General features: G+C 66.8%; 18 protein-coding genes. 7 read left to right on the top strand and 11 right to left on the bottom strand.

The window, feature by feature from the left end; genetic code table 11:
* Positions 1-10: 10 nt before the first annotated feature.
* The gene (locus BST38_RS16020; RefSeq protein ID WP_083144326.1) at positions 11-799 is read right to left on the bottom strand and encodes an SDR family oxidoreductase; all 789 of its coding nucleotides are present in this window, start codon (positions 797-799) and stop codon (positions 11-13) included.
* Positions 800-917: 118 nt separating this feature from the next.
* Positions 918-1,550: a TetR/AcrR family transcriptional regulator gene (locus BST38_RS16015; protein WP_083144325.1), complete on the bottom strand. Its 633-nt coding sequence runs from the start codon at positions 1,548-1,550 to the stop codon at positions 918-920.
* A gap of 40 nt (positions 1,551-1,590) precedes the next feature.
* On the opposite strand from BST38_RS16015, the gene BST38_RS16010 reads away from it, so the two are divergent.
* Positions 1,591-2,730 (top strand): ABC transporter substrate-binding protein, encoded by a 1,140-nt coding sequence (locus tag BST38_RS16010; protein WP_083144324.1) that lies wholly within the window; start codon positions 1,591-1,593, stop codon positions 2,728-2,730.
* Here the strand turns inward: BST38_RS16010 and BST38_RS16005 are convergent.
* Complete coding sequence (locus BST38_RS16005) at positions 2,707-3,780, bottom strand: NAD(P)H-dependent amine dehydrogenase family protein (RefSeq protein ID WP_083144416.1); 1,074 nt, start codon at positions 3,778-3,780, stop codon at positions 2,707-2,709. The two genes, BST38_RS16010 and BST38_RS16005, sit on opposite strands and share 24 nt — an antisense overlap.
* Before the next feature lie 140 nt (positions 3,781-3,920).
* Between BST38_RS16005 and BST38_RS16000 the strand changes: the two genes are divergently transcribed.
* The 3 genes from BST38_RS16000 to BST38_RS15990 all read left to right on the top strand — a co-directional run bounded on the left by BST38_RS16000 (position 3,921) and on the right by BST38_RS15990 (position 7,173).
* On the top strand, positions 3,921-5,159 hold the full coding sequence (locus BST38_RS16000) for a cytochrome P450 (protein ID WP_083144323.1): 1,239 nt from the start codon (positions 3,921-3,923) through the stop codon (positions 5,157-5,159).
* An 11-nt stretch (positions 5,160-5,170) separates the two neighbouring features.
* Positions 5,171-6,223: an NAD(P)H-dependent amine dehydrogenase family protein gene (locus tag BST38_RS15995; RefSeq protein ID WP_083144415.1), complete on the top strand. Its 1,053-nt coding sequence runs from the start codon at positions 5,171-5,173 to the stop codon at positions 6,221-6,223.
* Between the two features lie 107 nt (positions 6,224-6,330).
* Positions 6,331-7,173, top strand: a complete 843-nt coding sequence (locus BST38_RS15990; protein ID WP_083144322.1) for an SDR family oxidoreductase — start codon at positions 6,331-6,333, stop codon at positions 7,171-7,173.
* A 52-nt stretch (positions 7,174-7,225) separates the two neighbouring features.
* Here the strand turns inward: BST38_RS15990 and BST38_RS15985 are convergent, their stop codons facing one another.
* From BST38_RS15985 to BST38_RS15975, 3 genes are read right to left on the bottom strand one after another with little or no spacing between them, the layout of a single operon-like run.
* Entirely contained in the window at positions 7,226-7,984 is a 759-nt protein-coding gene (locus tag BST38_RS15985) for an SDR family oxidoreductase (protein ID WP_083144321.1), read from the bottom strand.
* On the bottom strand, positions 7,981-8,175 hold the full coding sequence (locus BST38_RS15980; protein WP_083144320.1) for a (2Fe-2S)-binding protein: 195 nt from the start codon (positions 8,173-8,175) through the stop codon (positions 7,981-7,983). Before BST38_RS15980 ends, BST38_RS15985 begins: the two co-directional genes overlap by 4 nt.
* Entirely contained in the window at positions 8,175-8,816 is a 642-nt protein-coding gene (locus tag BST38_RS15975) for a hypothetical protein (RefSeq protein WP_083144319.1), read from the bottom strand. Before BST38_RS15975 ends, BST38_RS15980 begins: the two co-directional genes overlap by 1 nt.
* 118 nt (positions 8,817-8,934) lie before the next feature.
* Here BST38_RS15975 and BST38_RS15970 point away from each other — a divergent pair, with 118 nt between their 5' ends.
* Positions 8,935-10,164, top strand: coding sequence for a cytochrome P450 (locus BST38_RS15970; RefSeq protein WP_083144318.1), 1,230 nt, complete (start codon positions 8,935-8,937; stop codon positions 10,162-10,164).
* 45 nt (positions 10,165-10,209) lie between these two features.
* On the opposite strand, the gene BST38_RS15965 is transcribed toward BST38_RS15970, so the two are convergent.
* Entirely contained in the window at positions 10,210-11,814 is a 1,605-nt protein-coding gene (locus BST38_RS15965) for a class I adenylate-forming enzyme family protein (RefSeq protein WP_083144414.1), read from the bottom strand.
* A 222-nt stretch (positions 11,815-12,036) separates the two neighbouring features.
* Between BST38_RS15965 and BST38_RS15960 the strand changes: the two genes are divergently transcribed.
* Together BST38_RS15960 and BST38_RS15955 are read left to right on the top strand one after the other, a co-directional pair.
* Positions 12,037-13,257, top strand: a complete 1,221-nt coding sequence (locus BST38_RS15960; RefSeq protein WP_083144317.1) for a CaiB/BaiF CoA transferase family protein — start codon at positions 12,037-12,039, stop codon at positions 13,255-13,257.
* Positions 13,254-14,483: a cytochrome P450 gene (locus BST38_RS15955; protein WP_083144316.1), complete on the top strand. Its 1,230-nt coding sequence runs from the start codon at positions 13,254-13,256 to the stop codon at positions 14,481-14,483. Before BST38_RS15960 ends, BST38_RS15955 begins: the two co-directional genes overlap by 4 nt.
* On the opposite strand, the gene BST38_RS15950 is transcribed toward BST38_RS15955, so the two are convergent.
* The 4 genes from BST38_RS15950 to BST38_RS15935 are packed head-to-tail and all read right to left on the bottom strand — an operon-like array spanning position 14,480 to position 17,830.
* On the bottom strand, positions 14,480-15,079 hold the full coding sequence (locus BST38_RS15950) for a TetR/AcrR family transcriptional regulator (RefSeq protein ID WP_083144315.1): 600 nt from the start codon (positions 15,077-15,079) through the stop codon (positions 14,480-14,482). The genes BST38_RS15955 and BST38_RS15950 overlap by 4 nt on opposite strands.
* A 29-nt stretch (positions 15,080-15,108) precedes the next feature.
* Positions 15,109-16,275 carry a lipid-transfer protein gene (locus BST38_RS15945; protein WP_083144314.1) on the bottom strand — a complete coding sequence of 389 codons (1,167 nt, stop codon included), beginning with the start codon at positions 16,273-16,275 and terminating at the stop codon, positions 15,109-15,111.
* Positions 16,272-16,724, bottom strand: coding sequence for a MaoC family dehydratase (locus BST38_RS15940; RefSeq protein ID WP_083144313.1), 453 nt, complete (start codon positions 16,722-16,724; stop codon positions 16,272-16,274). The genes BST38_RS15945 and BST38_RS15940 overlap by 4 nt, the downstream gene beginning before the upstream one ends.
* Complete coding sequence (locus tag BST38_RS15935; protein ID WP_083144312.1) at positions 16,721-17,830, bottom strand: acyl-CoA dehydrogenase family protein; 1,110 nt, start codon at positions 17,828-17,830, stop codon at positions 16,721-16,723. The genes BST38_RS15940 and BST38_RS15935 overlap by 4 nt, the downstream gene beginning before the upstream one ends.
* Between the last annotated feature and the right edge of the window lie 13 nt (positions 17,831-17,843).

Here is a 17,843-nt window from a genome sequence, read left to right as displayed (position 1 = left end):
CGGGATTCCTTCACCACTGTCGAAGTTCGGCCACCGCGCCCGACGGTCGGGGGGCGAGGGTCAGGTACGGGATGAAACTGCTGTTGCCACAGACCAGTACGGAGCGCACCACGTCGACGAGGTGGTCGGCGTCGACCAGGCCGCCCTGCATGTACCCGTTGTCCATCCAGAACCGGATGGCGTTCTCCAAGGCCCGGGGATCCCACGACTTGTTGAACTCCGTCTGGGAGTCGCCCGGCCCGCCGAAGCAGTCGCCGACCGCCAGCCGGGTGAAGCCGATGTTGGGATGTTCGACGCGCCATGCCTCGACGAGCTTGTCCAGGGCGGCCTTGGACACCGCGTACGCCCCGAGAAAGGGCCATGGCGGGGTGTAGGAGGCGCTCAATGACGAGAGGTAGACAGCCGACCCGGCAGACGCGGCGAGATGGGGCGCGGCCGCCGCGGTGATGAGCGAGGCGCCGGTGACGTTGGTGGCGAACAGGTTTCCCCACTGCTCGGCCGTCATCTCGGTGAGCGGCGCGAGCGCACCCATCCCGGTGGCGTAGACGATCGCGTCGAGGCCGCCGAAGTCCTCGACGATCTCGGCCACGGCGCGTTTGCAGGCGTCGGCGTCGGTGACGTCGCATGCGACGGCCTTCGCTCCGTTGCCGGCCTCGGCCGCGGCGTCGGCGAGGCGGTCACGCCGTCGCGCGAGGAAAGCCACCCGGAAGCCGGTTTTCGCCAGCCCCATCCCGATGCACCGGCCCAGGCCCGCGGACGCTCCGACCACGGCGACTCGCTGGGCGGGTGCATCCGGCATCAGGTACTCCTCGGGAAGACGGCGAAGTTACATTATCAGTTCAGTAGAAGAACAATAGTCAGAAAACGTAAATCGACGTTTACGCCCGGGTAGGCGTATCCGGTCGAACCGGAAACCTTCACCGCCTTAGTGCCTTTCGCGGTTCGGTGGCGACGCTGAGCAGCATCCGGTCGAGCACGCGTGCGGCCCGGGCCCGGGCCCGGACGGGGCTCTTGGCATGGGCGACCAGAATCGCGCCCTCTTCGAGAGATGCGACGAGCATGTGGGTCAGTTCCGTCACGGGGAGGTCGTCGATGATGCCTTCGGCGATCGCACTGCGGACCATCTCGTTGATCAGCGCGATGCTGTTGCCCTCCTGGATCGCACGCAACGTCTGCCAGCCCAGCACGACCGGACCGTCCACCAGCATGATGCGCTGAACCTCGGGCTCGGTTGCCGACTCGAGGAAGCCGTGCAGTCCGGCGGAGAGCCGTTCCCACGGGTCGGCACCCGGCGGCGGTGAGGCCAGGGAGCGCAGGGTGAGGTCGCGTTCGACCTCCTCGAACACCGCGCGGAAGAGCTCCGATTTGTCTTTGAAGTGGTGATAGAACGCGCCCCGGGTACCGACACCCGACGCGGTGACCAGGTCGCCGATGCTGGTGTTGAAGTAGCCCTTTCGCACGAACAGGTCACGACCTGCGGCGACGAGGTCGCGGCGGGTCTGTTCACCCTGTGCCCGCCGTTCGGAGTCGGTGCCGCCGCGCTTGGCCATAGCCGTCATCCTAACAACATTCATGTTGTAGGTTGCGGCTATGGCGGACAACGGCGAGCGCGCATACGGGTCGGTGGCACCATTGAAAGTCGGTCTGCTCAACGACTATCCGACCAGGGCGGACGCCGATGACGACACGCTCGACACACTTCGGCTGGTGTTCGACGAAGCGGTCGCCGCAGGCGTGGTGGACCGGCCGATCGAACTGGTCGAGCGTCACGTGATCGGCCTCCCCAACGGCACGTACCACGCCGTCGAAAAGGGCTTCGACGAGTTGGTCGCCCACGGTTGCCTGGTGATCTTCGGCCCGTACGTGTCGGACAACGCGGTGCCGCTCGCCGCGCACGCCGCCAGGGTGGCCAAGGTTCCGAACATCATCCTGTCCGGGTCGGAGGGCGCGCTCACCGAGTGGACGTTCGCCCTCAACAACGGCTCGATGCCCGAGGAGCCGGTGATGCTCGCCGCGGTGCTGCTCGGCGACAGGAGATCGCGGATCGCCATCGCCTACGAGGCGTCGCTGATCGGACGGGAATACCTCGCCTACGCCGAGAAGGCCTACTCGGCAGCGGGTTTGAAGGTCGTTGCCACGGTGCCGATTCCCCAGGTCGAAGCCGACAAGGCCGGGGCGGTGGCGGAGCTCGCAGCCGCCGAACCCGACGCGCTGGTGCATGTCGGCTTCGGCCACGGCCTGTGGGGCTTCTCCGACGCGCTGCTGGCCGCCGGGTGGGACCCGCCGCGATACACCACCACCGCCTTCGAGATGGCCCACATCAGCGCGGAGTGGATGCGGCAGCTGCGCGGCTGGATCGGCCTGGACAGTTACGACGAACGCAACCAGGTCGGGCAGGCGTTCCTGGACCGGTTCGAGGAACGTTACGGCCGCAGACCGGCGCACTCGATGCCCGGCCTCTGTCGCGACGTGGCCACCGTGATCGTACGGGCGCTCGGGGCGGCGCGACCGCTGACCGGCGAGGGTGTCAGGGACGGCATCGAGCAGGTGAAGCTGGTCCCGGCCGCGAGCGGAGCCCCGGGCACGTTCCTGCGGTTCGGGCGCCACATCCGCCAGGGCTGGTTGAGCTCGGACTATCTGGTCGCGCGGCGGGTGCTGCCCGACGGCAGCGGGCACGTCTTCCATGCGGCGCCGAGCGAGAACATCTCACTGGCGGTCGGCGCCGGCTAGCCGGATCGCCCCGAACACGGGCGCGGTGACGATTCCGGGCGGCTGAGCCCGCACGTACGGGATGGCGCGCACGGCTCCCATCGCGATCATCAGGTGGCCCGGCTGGGCGTGCGCTCCGGTGGGCGCCTGACCGTCCCATCCGACGTCGAGAGCGAGTTCGAAGCTCGGCATACCCTTGATCACGGCGCGGATCAGCGGAGCCTTCTGCCCGGGCGCCAGCGGCACCAGGCCCCATTGGGGTAGATCGCGGGTCAGTACCCACTCCTCGTGGATCGCGAGCAGTTCCCGACCCGACCAGTGCCCGACCCACGAGAACCGTTGTCCGACGACGGTTCCCGCCTCGATCGTGCCTGCGAGCACTTCGAGGTCGTACGGCAGCGTGGTCGCGTCGACCGATATCTCGATGTGCGAGAGTGTGATGCCGAGGACATCGGCAGTGGCGTTGAGCGCCTGGCGGTACGCCATGTCGAGCTTCTGGATGATCGGGGAGTCGACACTGACGTCCTCGGGTGGACGCCCCATCCCCATCAGGTCGACCAGCATCGGACGGCTGTCGACCGCCGACACATCGGTGGCCTCGTAGAGGTCGATCCGGTCGATGGTCTTGCTCAACCCGGTCACTGTCGCGACCAGGCGCTCGAACATGAATCCGGGATTCTCTCCGGCGGCGTGGAAACGGGACCCCCCGGTGCGGCAGGCCTGCTCGAAGGCCTGCGCGGTCTCGGCGCCGTAGGTGGGCAGGTGGTTGTACGAGGTGGTGGTGATGACGTCGGTCCCCGAGGCCAGCAGCCGGCAGATGTCGTCGGCGTTGGTGTCGACGGCGTGGGCCTTGCTGGCGGCATGGATGACGACGTCGGCACCGAGCGCGAAGATCTCCTCCTTGTCCGCTGTCGCGGTCACACCGGTGTCTGGGGACAGCCCGCACAGTTCGCCGGCGTCGCGGCCCGCTTTGGCGGGGTCGTACACCAGCACTCCGGACAACTGGAAACCCGGATTCTCGATGAGTTCGGCGAGTGCGGCCCGCCCGACCGCCCCCGTCGCCCATTGCACCACGCGCGTTGTCAATCGGATTCTCCCGGTTGCAGTTTCACCAAACTCCACGCCAGATACCGCGTCAACCTACAGTATGGAGGTCGCAACCACCAGGATGTATGTGCCAGACGCGGTGGACATCAGCGAGGAGTCGTCACATGTTCGAGCCGGCGAGCGTCGAAGAACTCGAGCAGAGCATTCGCGACGCGCAGGACAAGTTCAACCGGGGGATGGGTGCCGACGGTGACGCGTCGCCGTATCCGATGCTGAAGCAGCTGCGCGCGCAAGCGCCGGTACATGCCGGCTGGCCTGAGATGGGCATGATCGGCAACTCCGGAGACGGACCGCCGACGTTCACGGCGTACACCTTCGACACCGTGAAGGCGATCTTCACCGACAACGTCACCTTCAGCACCCGCTGCTACGAAGACGTGGTGCGACCGCTGCAGGGCCCCACCATCCTCGAGATGCAGGACCCCGAACACGCGATCTACCGCAAACTGCACGAGTTCGCGTTCGCCCGGTCGTCGATGAAACGCTGGGACGCCGAACTCGTCGGTCCTTTGGTCGAGCGCACCATCGCGACGATCAAGGACGCCAAGCGAGCCGACCTGGTCGACGCGGTGTTCATGCCGATCCCGGTGCGGGTGATCGCGGCTCTGCTCGGACTTCCCGATTCCGACGTCCTGCACTTTCACCGACTCGCGATCGACCTGCTCGGCTTTCGCGGCGACATGGACTGCGCGATGCGGGCATCGGCAAGGATGAAGGAGTATTTCGTCGGGATCCTGGCCGACCGGCGTAGGCAGCCCAAGGACGACATGGTGTCCATCCTCGCGGCCGCAGAGGTCAACGGCGTGAAGATGTCCGACGAGCAGATCTACGGTTTCATGCGCAACCTGCTTCCCGCAGGCGCCGAGACGACGTCGCGTTCGACGGCCAGCCTGGCCTACGCGTTGCTCACCCACCCCGATCAGCTCGACGCGGTACGCGCCGATCGCAGTCTGCTGCCGCAGGCCATCGAGGAGGGAATCCGCTGGGAGACCCCGCTGCTCAACTTCATGCGCGAGGTCACGCGTGACACCGAGATCGGCGGAGTGCGAGTCCCCGAAGGCGCGACGATGATGCTCAGCCTCGGCAGCGCGAACCACGACGAATCCCGGTGGGACCATCCGGACGATTTCGACATCTTCCGGGAACGCAAGCCGCACATCGGTTTCGCGCACGGCGCCCACGTCTGCCTCGGCATGCATCTGGCGCGACTGGAGACCACCAAGATCTTCAACGCGTTGTTCGACGAGTTGCCGGGCCTGCGGCTCGACCCGGACGCACTGCGTCCCTTCATCACCGGCACCATGTTCCGGTCTCCGGCACGTCTCGACGTGGTGTGGGACTGAAGGAGGATCTGATGACCCGAGTGATTCAATGGGCAACCGGGGTGACCGGTTCGATGGCGTTGCGCCACATCCTCGCCCGGCCGGATCTCACGGTGGCCGCCGTGCGTGTCTACGATCCGGCGAAAGCCGGTCTCGACGCCGGCACGCTGTGCGGTAGCGCTGAGGCGGGTGTGATCACCACCGATGACCGCGACACCGTCCTCAACACCGATGCAGACGTGGTGCTCTACATGGGCAAGGTGGAGACGGACATACCGGGCTGCTTTGCCGATGTCTGTGACCTGCTCGCGTCGGGCAAGGATGTCATCGCGACCGGCAGCAGGTTCATTCACCCGCGCTCGCTGCACGAATCGCTGGCCGACGGTATCGAGAGCGCCTGCGAACGAGGGCATTCTTCGTTCCTCGGGGTGGGGCTGTACCCCGGCTTCTTCGGCGAGTCGTTCGCGCCCCTGTTGTCACGCCTCACGCAGCAGACGAACCGGATCAACGTCCGCGAAGTGCTCAACTACTCCACCTACGCCAGTCACGACCTGGTTTTCAACGCCATGGGTTTCGGCCATACGCCCGACGACCCCGCCCCGCTGCTCGCCAACCCCGAGTACGCGGCGAGTGCGTGGATCGGTAGCGCGACGGTGCTCGCGCAGGCGCTCGGACTGAGCATTCGCGGGGTGGAGGGATTCCGGGAGGTGGTGACGACGCCGCGCGCGCTGACCGTCGCGGCAGGCGAAATTCCGCCGGACACTGTCGGTGCGATGCGCTTCGGGGTGATCGTCGATTGCGGGGAGACGACGATATCGGTCGAGCATCTCACCCGCATGGCCGACGATCTGGCCCCGCACTGGCCGACCGAGATCGGGTATGAGATCGCGTTCGAAGGCGAGCCGAATATGCGCATGCACCTCGAAATCGGTTCTGCCGGTGAGGACCATTCCGAACAGGGCTGCCTGGCCACCGCCATGCATGCGATCAATGCGATACCGGCCGTCGTCGCGGCGGAACCGGGGCTCTACGACCTGTCGACCATCGCGCCGTTCGTCGCGCACTGGACGAACCGCGGCGATTAGACCCGTACCGCCGGCGGCCGCCCTGGAAACCGTCCCATGGTGACGGAACCACCGGTGATAACGTGGGTTCTCATATTCGGTGAACGAAGTTCTCTGAGGAGCGTGGCATGGACGATGTGCTGGGGTACCGAGGTAAGTCGGTCGTCGTGACCGGCGCAGCGTCGGGGATGGGGCAGGCGACCGCTCGGATCCTGGTGGATCTCGGTGCGACCGTCACCGCCCTCGACATCAACCCGACGACCGTCCCCGCCGCCCGGACGCTGCAGATCGACCTGCGCGACCCGACGAGCATCGACGCCGTCGCGGAATCCATCGACGGCCCGGTCGACGGGCTGTTCAGCTGTGCGGGGCTACCCGGCCCGCCGTTCAGTGAATGGGACACGATCCTGGTCAACTTCGTCGGTGCGCGTCATCTGGCCGAGCGGCTGGTGCCGACGATGCCCCAGGGTTCGGCCATCAGCGTCATCTCGTCGTCCGCCGCCATCGGCTGGCAGGGCCACATCAAGACCATCACCGGCCTGCTCGAGACCGACGGCTTCGAGGCCGCCGTCGAATGGCTGGCCGCCAACGAGAAGCTGTGGTCCTGGAGTGGCTACGCCTACTCGAAGTACATCATCGACGCCTGGGTGGGCTGGTGGTATCCCGAACTCGGCCGCCGCGGCATCCGCATCAACTGCATCAATCCCGGACCCACCGAGACCGCGATGATGCCGGCGTTCCAGGACCTGATGGGCAAGGACACGGTCGATCAGGCGGTCGGACCGGTGGGCCGGTACTCGACTCCCGAGGAACAAGCCTGGCCGCTGGTATGTCTCGGTAGCCCGCGGTTCAGCTATGTCGGCGGTGAGGTGCTGTGGACCGATGGCGGCTGGAACGGCGCCATGACAATGGGCCGGCACCAGGCGCGGTGGGCCGACACGGCGGCCGCGGAGATGTCGAAGAACGGCTGATCGGTCGCATAGTCGTTGCGCCCTCGAAGCCGAGATCCATTGCGCCGCCGTCCTATCGGCTGGTGCCCGTGCGGGGTGCCAGGTGCACGATGTCGCTGACCACAGACGGGTTCGCGCGGGAGACGGCGATCAAGGACAGCATCGCGTCGGCCACGTCGTTGACGGCGGACATCTTCGACGGGATCTGGCCTTCCTGTGCCCAGGACCGGTAAAGATCGGCGAGCAGATCGCGGTCGGCGCCACGGAGGATCTCCGTGCCGTCGGTGGGGCCGACACTGACGCGGATGACGGCGAGTTCAGGATGCTCGGCACGCCAGGACCGAAGGATCTCGTCCAACGCGGCTTTGCTCGCGTGATACGCCGCGACCCCGGCGCGTGGCCTGCCGACGTCATGGCTCGACGCGACGAGCGTCACCGCGTCGTCTGCGAGGTGGGGCAGCGCGGCGCGCAGGACGTGCGATGCGCCTACCGCGTTGACGGCATACGCGTGCAACCACGTCGTCACGTCAGTTTCCTCGATGAGTGCGAACGGCACGACGGCACTGGTGAATACGACCGCGTCGAGCTGCCCGAACTCGGCTGCCACCGCATCGACGACCTGCTCGATCGCGCGAGGATCGGAGACGTCGAGTTCGTAGGCGGCGCCGTCGAGCTGCTCGGCCAGCTCGGACAGAAGGTGAATCCGTCTGGCGGCGAGAGCGACGCGGGCGCCGCGTGCGTGGGCCGCCTTCGCGAGAGCGTGACCTATGCCCGACGATGCGCCGATCACCAGCACCCGTGCTCCAGCAATGTTGGAGTGTCGATCGCTCATACCGTCCGTCTCCTGCCTGAATCTGATTCCGCCGCCGCGGATCTGATGATCGAGATGATGGTGCGCCGGCACCTGCCGCAGTCCGAGCCGGCGCCGCACGCATCGGATACCTGCCGGGTCGTCGTGGCGCCGCCGGCGACGGCATCGGAGACCTTCTCGATCGTGATGCCAAGGCACAGACAGACATACATCAGTGCAGATCCGTCCCGGCCGTCTCAGCCAGTCGCATCGCGTGGACAAACCGACCGACGAAGACGGGCGGATAGGCGCCGACGCCGGCCGATGTCAACCACTCGGCGGCGACGTCGGAGTGGTTGACCCACTGCAACGCGGTGCGCGCGGTCGCGAGCTGGTGGAGGAAGAGCACCTCGCGAGGGGTGTCGAAGGCCCGGTAGACGAGCGTCCGGCGAATACCGGAGTGGGCGAACCCGGACAGCGATTCGCGTACCCGGGTCATGAAGACCTCGACATTCTGGACTCGGGTGACGGCGGCGACCACCACGCCGGTACTCGGTGCGGGCGGTTCGCCGAGGTCGAAGCGCTCGACGAGCTCACCGGCGAAGACGGCGGGCAGGTCTTCGACACCGACTGCGTCGAACCAGTCGAAGAAGTCCGGCGAGCGCAGAAGGTCCAGCAGCGGCTGCGCGGTGCGGATCCCGATGACCACCAGGACTTTCCCTGGGTCCACCACCGATTCGTACACGAACGCATATCGGGCACCGAGATCGCGAAGACTCTCCTCGTGCCGGGTGAGTACCGGTCCCACGCGCTCGGACTCGCCGATCCTGAACTCGACGGCGAAGATGACGTTGCGAACGGCGGCTGAGCCCATCGACGCCCCCTTCGGTGCCGGTTCCGCAATATGAGAATACATATTCTCATGCCGGGGATTGTGGTGGCCGCGCGCCTGTCCCGGCTGTATCGGTGTGCCGGAGCTGAAGAAACCCCCCATGGCACCCTCTGAGAGGGCCTATTCTCGCGATGTGACAAACAGGGTGGAGGTTGGTCCGTACTACGACCCGTTCGACTTCGACATCGACGACGATCCTTACCCCGTGTGGAAACGACTGCGTGACGACGCGCCCCTCTATCGCAACGACAAGTACGGTTTCTACGCGCTGAGCCGGTATTCGGACGTCAACCGTGAGCTGGCGAATTGGGAGGTCTACCGCTCCGGCAAGGGCACCACCACCGAGATCATCCTCAGCGGTGTCGAGGTCCCGCCGGGCATCATCCTGTTCGAGGACCCCCCGATCCACGACTTCCACCGACGGCTGCTGTCAGGTGTGTTCACTCCACGACGTATGGCCGCCATCGAACCGCTGGCAAGGGAGTTCTGCCGGCGGGCGTTGGAGCCCCTGGAGAGCGCAGAGACGTTCGACTTCATCGCCGACCTCGGTGCGTGGATGCCGATGCGCACCATCGGATACCTGCTGGGCATCCCTGAGGAAAGCCAGGTCGCCATTCGCCGGAACACCGACCGGCTGCTCGAGCTTCGCGACGGTGAGCTCGCCGACGTGGCCGACGACATCCTGACGCGGCAAGGCTCGATGCTGGAGGAGTTCATCGACTGGCGCTACGACCACCCGTCTGACGACCTGATGACGGACCTGGTGAACGCCGAGCTCGAGGAGCCCGACGGTAGCCGCAGGCGATTGACCCGCGGCGAGGTGTTGACCTACACCGGCACCGTCGTGGGCGCCGGAAACGAGACGACGACGAGGCTGATCGGCTTTGCCGGACAGCTGTTGTCGGACCATCCGGACCAACGCCGGGAACTGGCAACAGATTTCAGCCTGATCCCAGCGGCGATCGAGGAGGTGCTGCGTTACGAGGCACCGTCACCTGTCCAGGCGCGGTACGTCGCTCGTGATGTCGAACTCTACGGCCGGACAGTCGCCGAGGGCTCGGTGATGCTGCTGATCAACGGATCGGCGAATCGCGACGAGCGACAGTTCCCGGACGCGGACCGGTTCGACATCCATCGTCAGGGCGCCCACCTGTCCTTCGGCCGCGGCATCCACTTCTGCCTTGGCGCCGCGCTCGCGCGAATGCAGGCGCGGGTCGCGCTGGAGGAGGTGCTGAGCCGTTGGCCGGACTGGGAAGTGGACTACGGCGCGGCCAGGCGCGCCCACACCAGCAGCGTCAGAGGGTGGGCCACACTTCCGGTGTCGGTATGACATGACCGATACCGCGGGCCGTGCCCCCCGGGGATACGGTGGCGCTCAGCTGCGTGACACGAGTTCGCCGAGCCGCGTTGCGAGGGCGGACTTCTTGACCTTGCCCGAGGCGGTGAACGGCAACGCCTCCTTGTCGGTGACCCAGATGAACTTCGGGACCTTGTAGGCCGATAGTCGGCTGCGGAGGTCCGCCCGCAGTGCCGCGGCATCCAGCTGCGCACCGCCGCGCGGAACCACCGCGGCGGCCACGATGGTTCCGTTGCGACCATCCTCGGCGCCGACGACGTACGCCTCCAGAACGCCCTCGCATGCGGTCAGCGCCAGCTCCACCTCGCCCGGCGTGACATTCGTCCCGCCACCGGTTTTGATCAGATCGCCCAATCGTCCGGTGAACGTGATCCAGCCGTCGTCGTACCGGATTCCGCGGTCACCCGTGCGGTAGTAGCCGTCCGGGGTGAACACGTCCTCGCGTTCGCGCTTGTACAAGCGCTGCATCAGCGAGTAACCACGCACCCAGATCTCGCCGTCGGTGCCGGCGGGGACCGGGTCGCCGGTCGCGGGATCGACCAGCAGGTGCGACAACCCCTCGATCGAGTAGCCGCCGGTCTCGCGGCGATCGGCAGGCTGTGCCGGATAGGGATCCACCCCGATGTGGTTACCGCACAACTCGGTCATGCCCAGGGCGTTGGGGCCCTGCGGCCGACGTTCGGCTGGAACCATCGCCGGCATGCTGGTGCGCTGAACCGAACCGAGGTCGCGCCGGGTGAAGTCCGGGTGTTCGGCCAGCGACTTGCCCTGCTGCGGCCAGCCCAGCGTGATCGTCGCGCGGTGCGTCTCGATCAGCTCCAGCGCCTCTGCCGCGTCGAACGCCGGCTGGGTGACCAGGGTGGCGCCGTGATGGACCACCGCATGGATGCCGGTGATCAATCCACCCACCCAGAAGAACGGCATCGACGTGAACATCACCGTGTCGCCGGTGACGCCGTAGTGGAACGTCAGGTTGTAGGTGTGGCGCACGAGTGTGCCGTGGGTGTGCACGGGGGCTTTCGGCTCGCCGGTACTGCCCGAGGTGTAGATGATCGCCGCGTCGTCGGCGGGTGTCACGCAGGACTCGACCTCGGTGAGGAACTGCGCGTCGTGATCCGGATGGTCCGGAAGGACTGTCGCCCAAGGCCGGTCACACTGCCCCCACACCGCGATCATCCGCAGGTACGGCACCTGACGGACGACGAGCCCGCCGGGTGTGTGCTGCCCGGCCAGCCCCGGCAGCGCCTCTTCCAGCCGGGTGAGGTAGTCGTGGCCGCGAAAATCGGACTGGGCGAGGATCGCGCGGAGATCGGCATGGCGCGCGGTCCAGGCAAGCTCCGAGGGTTTGTAGAAGGTGTTCAGGGGCACCGCCACCGCACCGATACGGGTCGTCGCGAACCACGCGACCGCCCATTCGACGCTGTTGGGCATCAGGATTCCGACATGGTCGCCCTTGCCGATACCTGCTGCCAGCAGCGCGCCCGCCAACCGTGCCGATCGCTGATCGAGGTCGATGTAAGTGAGCGTCTGGCCGTCCGCGACCAGGAAAGCCTGCTCCCCGAAGCGCGCCGCGCATGACCTGAGCAGGGTAGGGAGCGTCGGCGTGATGGAAGGGAAGGGCACGGCGGGGTAATCCTCTCGCACAGGTGTCCCCACAGGATAGCGATCCTGGCGAAAAACGAGAATAGTGGTTCTCGCATCCGGCTACACTGCAGCCATGTCGCCGCCGGACCGGCTCGATCTCGTGGAGTCCAGACTCGGGATCGCCGAGTTGCCCGGCCGCCCGACCCGACCGTCCCGGCAGCCGTCGCGCGTGGGCCAACCGATCTACCCGTAGGAGGAGTCATTTCCGGCGACAAGGTGCTCAACGGTGTTCGGGTGCTCGAAGTTGCGGCGTGGACGTTCGTGCCGTCGGCGGGTGCGGTCCTCGCCGAGTGGGGTGCGGAGGTCATCAAGGTCGAACCACGCGACGGAGGCGATCCACAGCGCGGCCTCGTCACGATGGGCATCGTCGACGAGGGAGGCGGGTCGGTCAACTACATGATCGAGATCCCCAACCGCGGTAAGAAGTCCATCGGTGTGGACCTGAGCACCCCCGGCGGCCGGGATGTGGTGCGCGAGCTGGCCAAGACCAGCGACGTGTTCCTGACCAGCTATCTGCCGGAGCGGCGCCGGAAGTTCGGCATCGACGTCGACGACATCAGGGAGGTCAATCCGAGCATCGTGTACGTGCGCGGATCGGGCCACGGCCCCAAGGGGCCGGATGCGGATAAGCCCGGCTACGACGGAGTGTCCTACTGGGCGCGGGGTGGCATCGCCACCGTCCTGACGGAGGGGGCCGACGAGCTGGTCCGCTCGCGTCCGGCGTTCGGAGACCTGCTCGGTGGTATGACCCTCGCCGGCGGCATCGCCGCGGCGTTGTACAAGAAGGCGACGACAGGAATCGGATCGGTGGTCGACGTATCGCTGCTCGGCCTCGCCGCGTGGAACCTCAGCCCCGATGTCGCGGTCAGCCAAATCCACGGCGGCAGCGCGATTCCGAAGTTCGGCCATGCCGATTCGCCGAACCCGCTGGTGGGTACCTACCGTACGAAGGACGGTCGCTATGTGCAGCTGATGATGCTGCAGCTCGACAAGTTCTACGCCGAGGCGATGCGGGTGATCGGTCTGCCCGAGCTGATCGACGATCCGAGATACGCCGACCCCGTCTCGCGGTACGCGAACCGCGTCAGCCTGATCGCGTCGCTCGATGACGCGTTCGCCCAACGCACACTGGCCGAATGGCGCGAAACGTTGGCGCCGCTGTCGGGGGCGTGGGGCATCGTGCAGACGCCGGGCGAACTATGTCAAGACCCCGCCGTCACCGCGAACGGCTATGTCGCGCAAACCTCTACCGTCAACGGTGTCCCGTTCTCGCTACCCACCAACCCCGTTCAGTTCGACGAGCAGCCGGTCGTTCCGCCCGGCGCGCCGGAGCACGGCCAGCACACCGAGGAAGTCTTGATGGACGCCGGGATCGATTGGGAGACCATCGAGAAGCTCAAAGAAGCCGGGGCGATCCTGTGAGTGCGGCGCCACCGGAAGTGGACAGCAGCCCCGTCGAGTTCGACCCGTTCTCCCAGGACTTCTTCGACGGGGCATATGCCACCTACCGGCGGCTGCGCGACGAATCGCCCGCCTACTACAACGCGAAGTGGGACTTCTGGGCGTTGACCCGCTACGACGACGTGGCGCCCGCCACCAAGGACCACGAGACCTTCTCGTCGGCCAAGGGCGCCACACTGGACATGGTCAAGGCCCACGACGACGCGATCCCGGTGCCGAAGGTGATCATCTCGATGGATCCGCCCCAGCACCAGAAGATGCGGCGCCTGGTGAGCAACGTGTTCACCCCGCGCGCGATCGCCGCACTCGAGGAGATGGTGCACGAGAAGGTCTACGAACGCGTCGACGCACTGGACCCGGCGGGCTTCGACGTTGTCGCCGATTTCTCCGCGCTGTTCCCGAACGAAGTCATCACGGCGATGCTCGGTGTGCCCAAGGAGGATCGGGACCAGATCCGGCACTGGCTGGACCTTCTGCTCGAACGCCGGCCAGGTGAGATGGCCGTGCCCAAAACGGGATACGAGGCCTCGGTCAACACCGGCCTGTACTACTACGACCTTGTGCAACAGCGGCGGGCTGCGCCGAAGGACGACATGATCAGCCGGCTGATCGAAACCGAGATCGAGCGCGACGGCGTGGTGGACAAACTCACCGACGTCGACATCACCGGGTTCGCGACGATGCTCGGCGGCGCGGGCGCCGAGACGGTCACGAAACTGGTCGGCAACGCGATGGTCGCGTTCGCCGACTTCCCCGACCAGTGGCGCAAGCTCCGCGAGGACCGCAGCAAGATCCCGGCCGCGATCGAGGAACTGCTGCGGTACGAGGCGCCGTCGCAATATCAGGTCCGTACCGCCACAAGGGATGTGACCTACTACGGCACCTCGATCCCCGAAGGCGCCGCGGTGCTGCTCGTCACCGCGGCCGCCACCCGCGACGAGCGGATGTTCGACGCACCCGATCAGCTCGACATCGACCGGGAACGCAAGATGGGCTTCAATCTCGCGTTCGGCTACGGCATCCACAGCTGTCTTGGCGCGGCGCTGGCGCGGATGGAGAGCCGGATCGCGCTCAACGCGCTGCTCGACATCATCCCCGAGTACGAGGTGGACCGGGACGGTCTGCGGCGCGTCGCGATGTCGAACGTCTGTGGGTACTCGAACGTGCCGGTGCGCAGAACAGCCTAGCGCCGCCGTGGGCCCTCGACGAATCCGCGGACCACGTAGGACCGCACGAAATCCGCGACGGCACCGTCGTCACGCATGTCGATGGTCGGGGACGGAGTCGTGAACAGCGAGAAGAGCATTCGCGCGAACCATTCGGTGGCCGACGGGACGTCCAGGTCGGTGCGGACCTCGCCGGTCAGCCGCGCCGCGGTGACGTAGGGGGCCAGGAAGTCGGCGCATTCCTTCAGCAGGGTGGCCGCGTTCTTGGTCATCATGAGGCTGACCTCGGCCGCATCGAAGTACACCTCCGGCTCGACGACCTGGCGCGCCTGGGTGACGAAAACCGCGGCGCGGACCAACCGGCCTTCCAGAGTGCTACCGCCGTGCCGGTCGATGGCTTTGGCCATGTTGCGGTAGAACCGCTGCGACGCGGCTTCCGCGCACGCCTCGACCACGGTCTCCTTGTCCCGGAAGTATTCGTAGACCGTGCTGCGCGACACGCCCGCCACACGGGCGATGTCCACGATGGTCGTCTTGGCCAGGCCGCGGGTCCGGAAGCAGCCGAATGCCGCCGAGATGATGGCATCCCGGGTGTCGACCGCCACCGATTGAGTCACGTCAGACGCCACTTCAGCACATTAACGTCTCAGCGGTCTGGAGCGAGGATGAGGCCGCTGGTCGGAACGCCGGTGCCCGACGTGACCAGGACGTGCTCGACGTCGTCCACCTGGTTGTAGGACGTGCCGCGGACTTGGCGCACGCCTTCGGTGATCCCGTTCATCCCGTGGATGTAGGCCTCGCCGAGCAGGCCACCATTGGTGTTGATCGGCATCCGTCCGCCGAGCGACATCTCCTCGACCGAGACGAAGTCCTTGGCCTCGCCCCTGCCACAGAAGCCCAGCTCCTCCAGTTGGGTGAACACGAACGGGGTGAAATGGTCGTAGAGGAACGCCGTCGAGATGTCCTGCGGCTTCAAACCCGAGTCGCGCCAGAGCTTGTCGCCGACCACGCCCATCTCCGGCAACCCGGTGATGTCGTCGCGGTAGTAACTGGTCATCACCTCACCGTCGTAGGCCGCGCCCTGGGCCGCCGCGGTGATCACCGCGGGCGGCTTGGCCAGGTCACGGGCCCGCTCGACGCTGGTGACGACCATCGCGACGCCGCCGTCGCTCTCCTGGCAGCAGTCGAGCAACCGTAGGACCGGCTCGATGATCCAGCGGGACTGTTGATGCTGGTCCAGCGTGATCGGCTTCCCGTAGAACCACGCGTCGGGGTTGTTGGCCGCATGTTTACGATCGATCACCGAGATCTTGCCGAAGTCGGCGTTGGTGACCCCGTAGGTGCTCATATAACGCTGTGCGTGCAGGGCCACCCAGGCGGCCGGTGTCATGAAGCCGAACGGTGCATATGGCGCCATCCACAGCGGGGTGACGCCGGGTTGGCGGCCGACGCCGCCGAACCGGAACCCGGAGCGCTCGTTGAACGCGCGGTAGCAGACCACGGCCTCGGCCACGCCCGTCGCGACCGCCATCGCGGCCTGCATCACGGTGCCCGCAGCCGCCCCACCGCCGTGGGGGACCCGCGTGAAGAAGTTGAGGTTCTCGATGCCGACGTTGCGGGCGACTTCGATCTCTTCGTTCTCGTCGACGGTGAAGGTCACCATCCCGTCGATGTCCTTGGGACTCAGGCCGGCATCCGCGATGGCGGCCTTGACCGCCTCACAGGCGAGTTGCATCTCGGTGCGGCCGGATTCCTTGGAGAACTCGGTCTGGCCGATGCCGACCAGCGCGGCCTTGCCGCCGATACCCGTCACGCGTCGACACCGTCGAGCAGGCTCAGCACGGCCGTGCCCTTGACGTGATCGCCGAGGCTGTTGGTGCCCTTGAAGGTGACCTCGACCAATCCCTCGCCGGCCTCGGCGGATTTGCCGGTGACGCTGCCCTCGAACCGCAGCGCGTCGTTGGGGTAGGCCGGCACGCCGAGCCGGATGGACAGCTTCTTGACCACCGCTTCGGGACCTGCCCAGTCGTGCAAGAACTTCACGCACAGCCCGTTGGTGGTCAGGATGTTGAGGAAGATGTCCTTGGAGCCTTGCGAATTGGCGAAGTCACGGTCGTGGTGAACCGGCATGTAGTCGCGGGACGCGATGGCGCCTGCCACGATCAGCGTCGTGGTGACCGGAACGTCCATCGGTGTCACCTCGTCGCCGATGTTGATGGTGTTCCACGCCAGGGTCGTGGTGCGGTTCAGGGTGGAGGTCATGGGGTCAGTCCTTCCGCGTATGCGTTGCCGAGCCGGGCCAGCTGCGCCGACGCCGAGCCCAGCGCGAGTTCGATCTGCTTGGCCCACAGGAAATACCGGGACAGGGGGTAGGTCACGTCGATGCCCATACCGCCGTGCACCTGTTGGGCCGAGGCGGTGACGCGGGCGCCGGCCTCGGCCGCCCAGAACTTCGCGATCGCCGCGGCGCGGTCGGCCGGTCTGCCCTCGGCGATCAGCCAGGCCGCGTGCCAGGCGGTCCAGCGGATCGCCTGGGTGTCGATGAACGCGTCGGCCAGACGCTGCTGCACGGCCTGGAACGACCCGATGGGACGGCCGAACTGCTCGCGTTCGCTGGTGTAGGACGCGGCCAGTTTCAGGGCCCGCTCCGCGACGCCGAGCTGCATCGCACACAGGCCGACCAGCGCCCTGGTCTGCAGCGCGCTGACGATGCCGCCGTCGGCGTGCTCGGTGAGCCGCCACGCGACCGCATCGGTGAGCTCGACGTCGGCGAACGGCTCGCCGTTGGTCGTCGCAGCCGGGGTCACCTCGACTCCGGCGCCCGCCGCGACGACGAACAGACCCGGCCCGTCGTCGGTCCTGGCCGAGACGACGATGGCGTCGGCGAGCTGAGCGGCCGGAACCAGTTCTTTGGCGCCGGTGAGCCGCCACCGGTCACCGTTGGCTCGTGCGGTGGTTCGCGGTGCCGCCGGATCGGAGTTGCCCGGTTCGGCCAGCGCGGCCGTCAACAGGACGCTGCCGTCGACGACGCCGGGTAGGAACCGTTGCTGCAGCGCCGAATCACCGTGCCGGGCAATGGTATCGGCGCCCAGGACGAGAGTGGCGTACACCGGTACCGGGGCGACGCTGTAGCCGACCTCGGACAGCAGTACGCCGAGTTCGAGGAATCCGCCGCCGGTACCGCCGACCGACTCGGGCAGCGCGATCCCGAGCAGGTCGGATGACGCCAACTCGGCCCACAGCGCCGGATCGTAGCGGTTCTCGCCCGCCTCGAGCTCGGTCAAATGCTCCGGGGTGGCCCGGTGTTCGAAGAGCTGGCGGGCGACCTTGGCGACGGTCTCCTGCTCCTCGGTGAACGTGAAGTCCATATGTCGTTCCCCC

Origin of the sequence: Mycolicibacterium parafortuitum, from assembly GCF_002086815.1 — a bacterium.
Taxonomy (GTDB): domain Bacteria; phylum Actinomycetota; class Actinomycetes; order Mycobacteriales; family Mycobacteriaceae; genus Mycobacterium; species Mycobacterium parafortuitum.
This window is presented reverse-complemented; position numbering and strand designations above follow the sequence as displayed.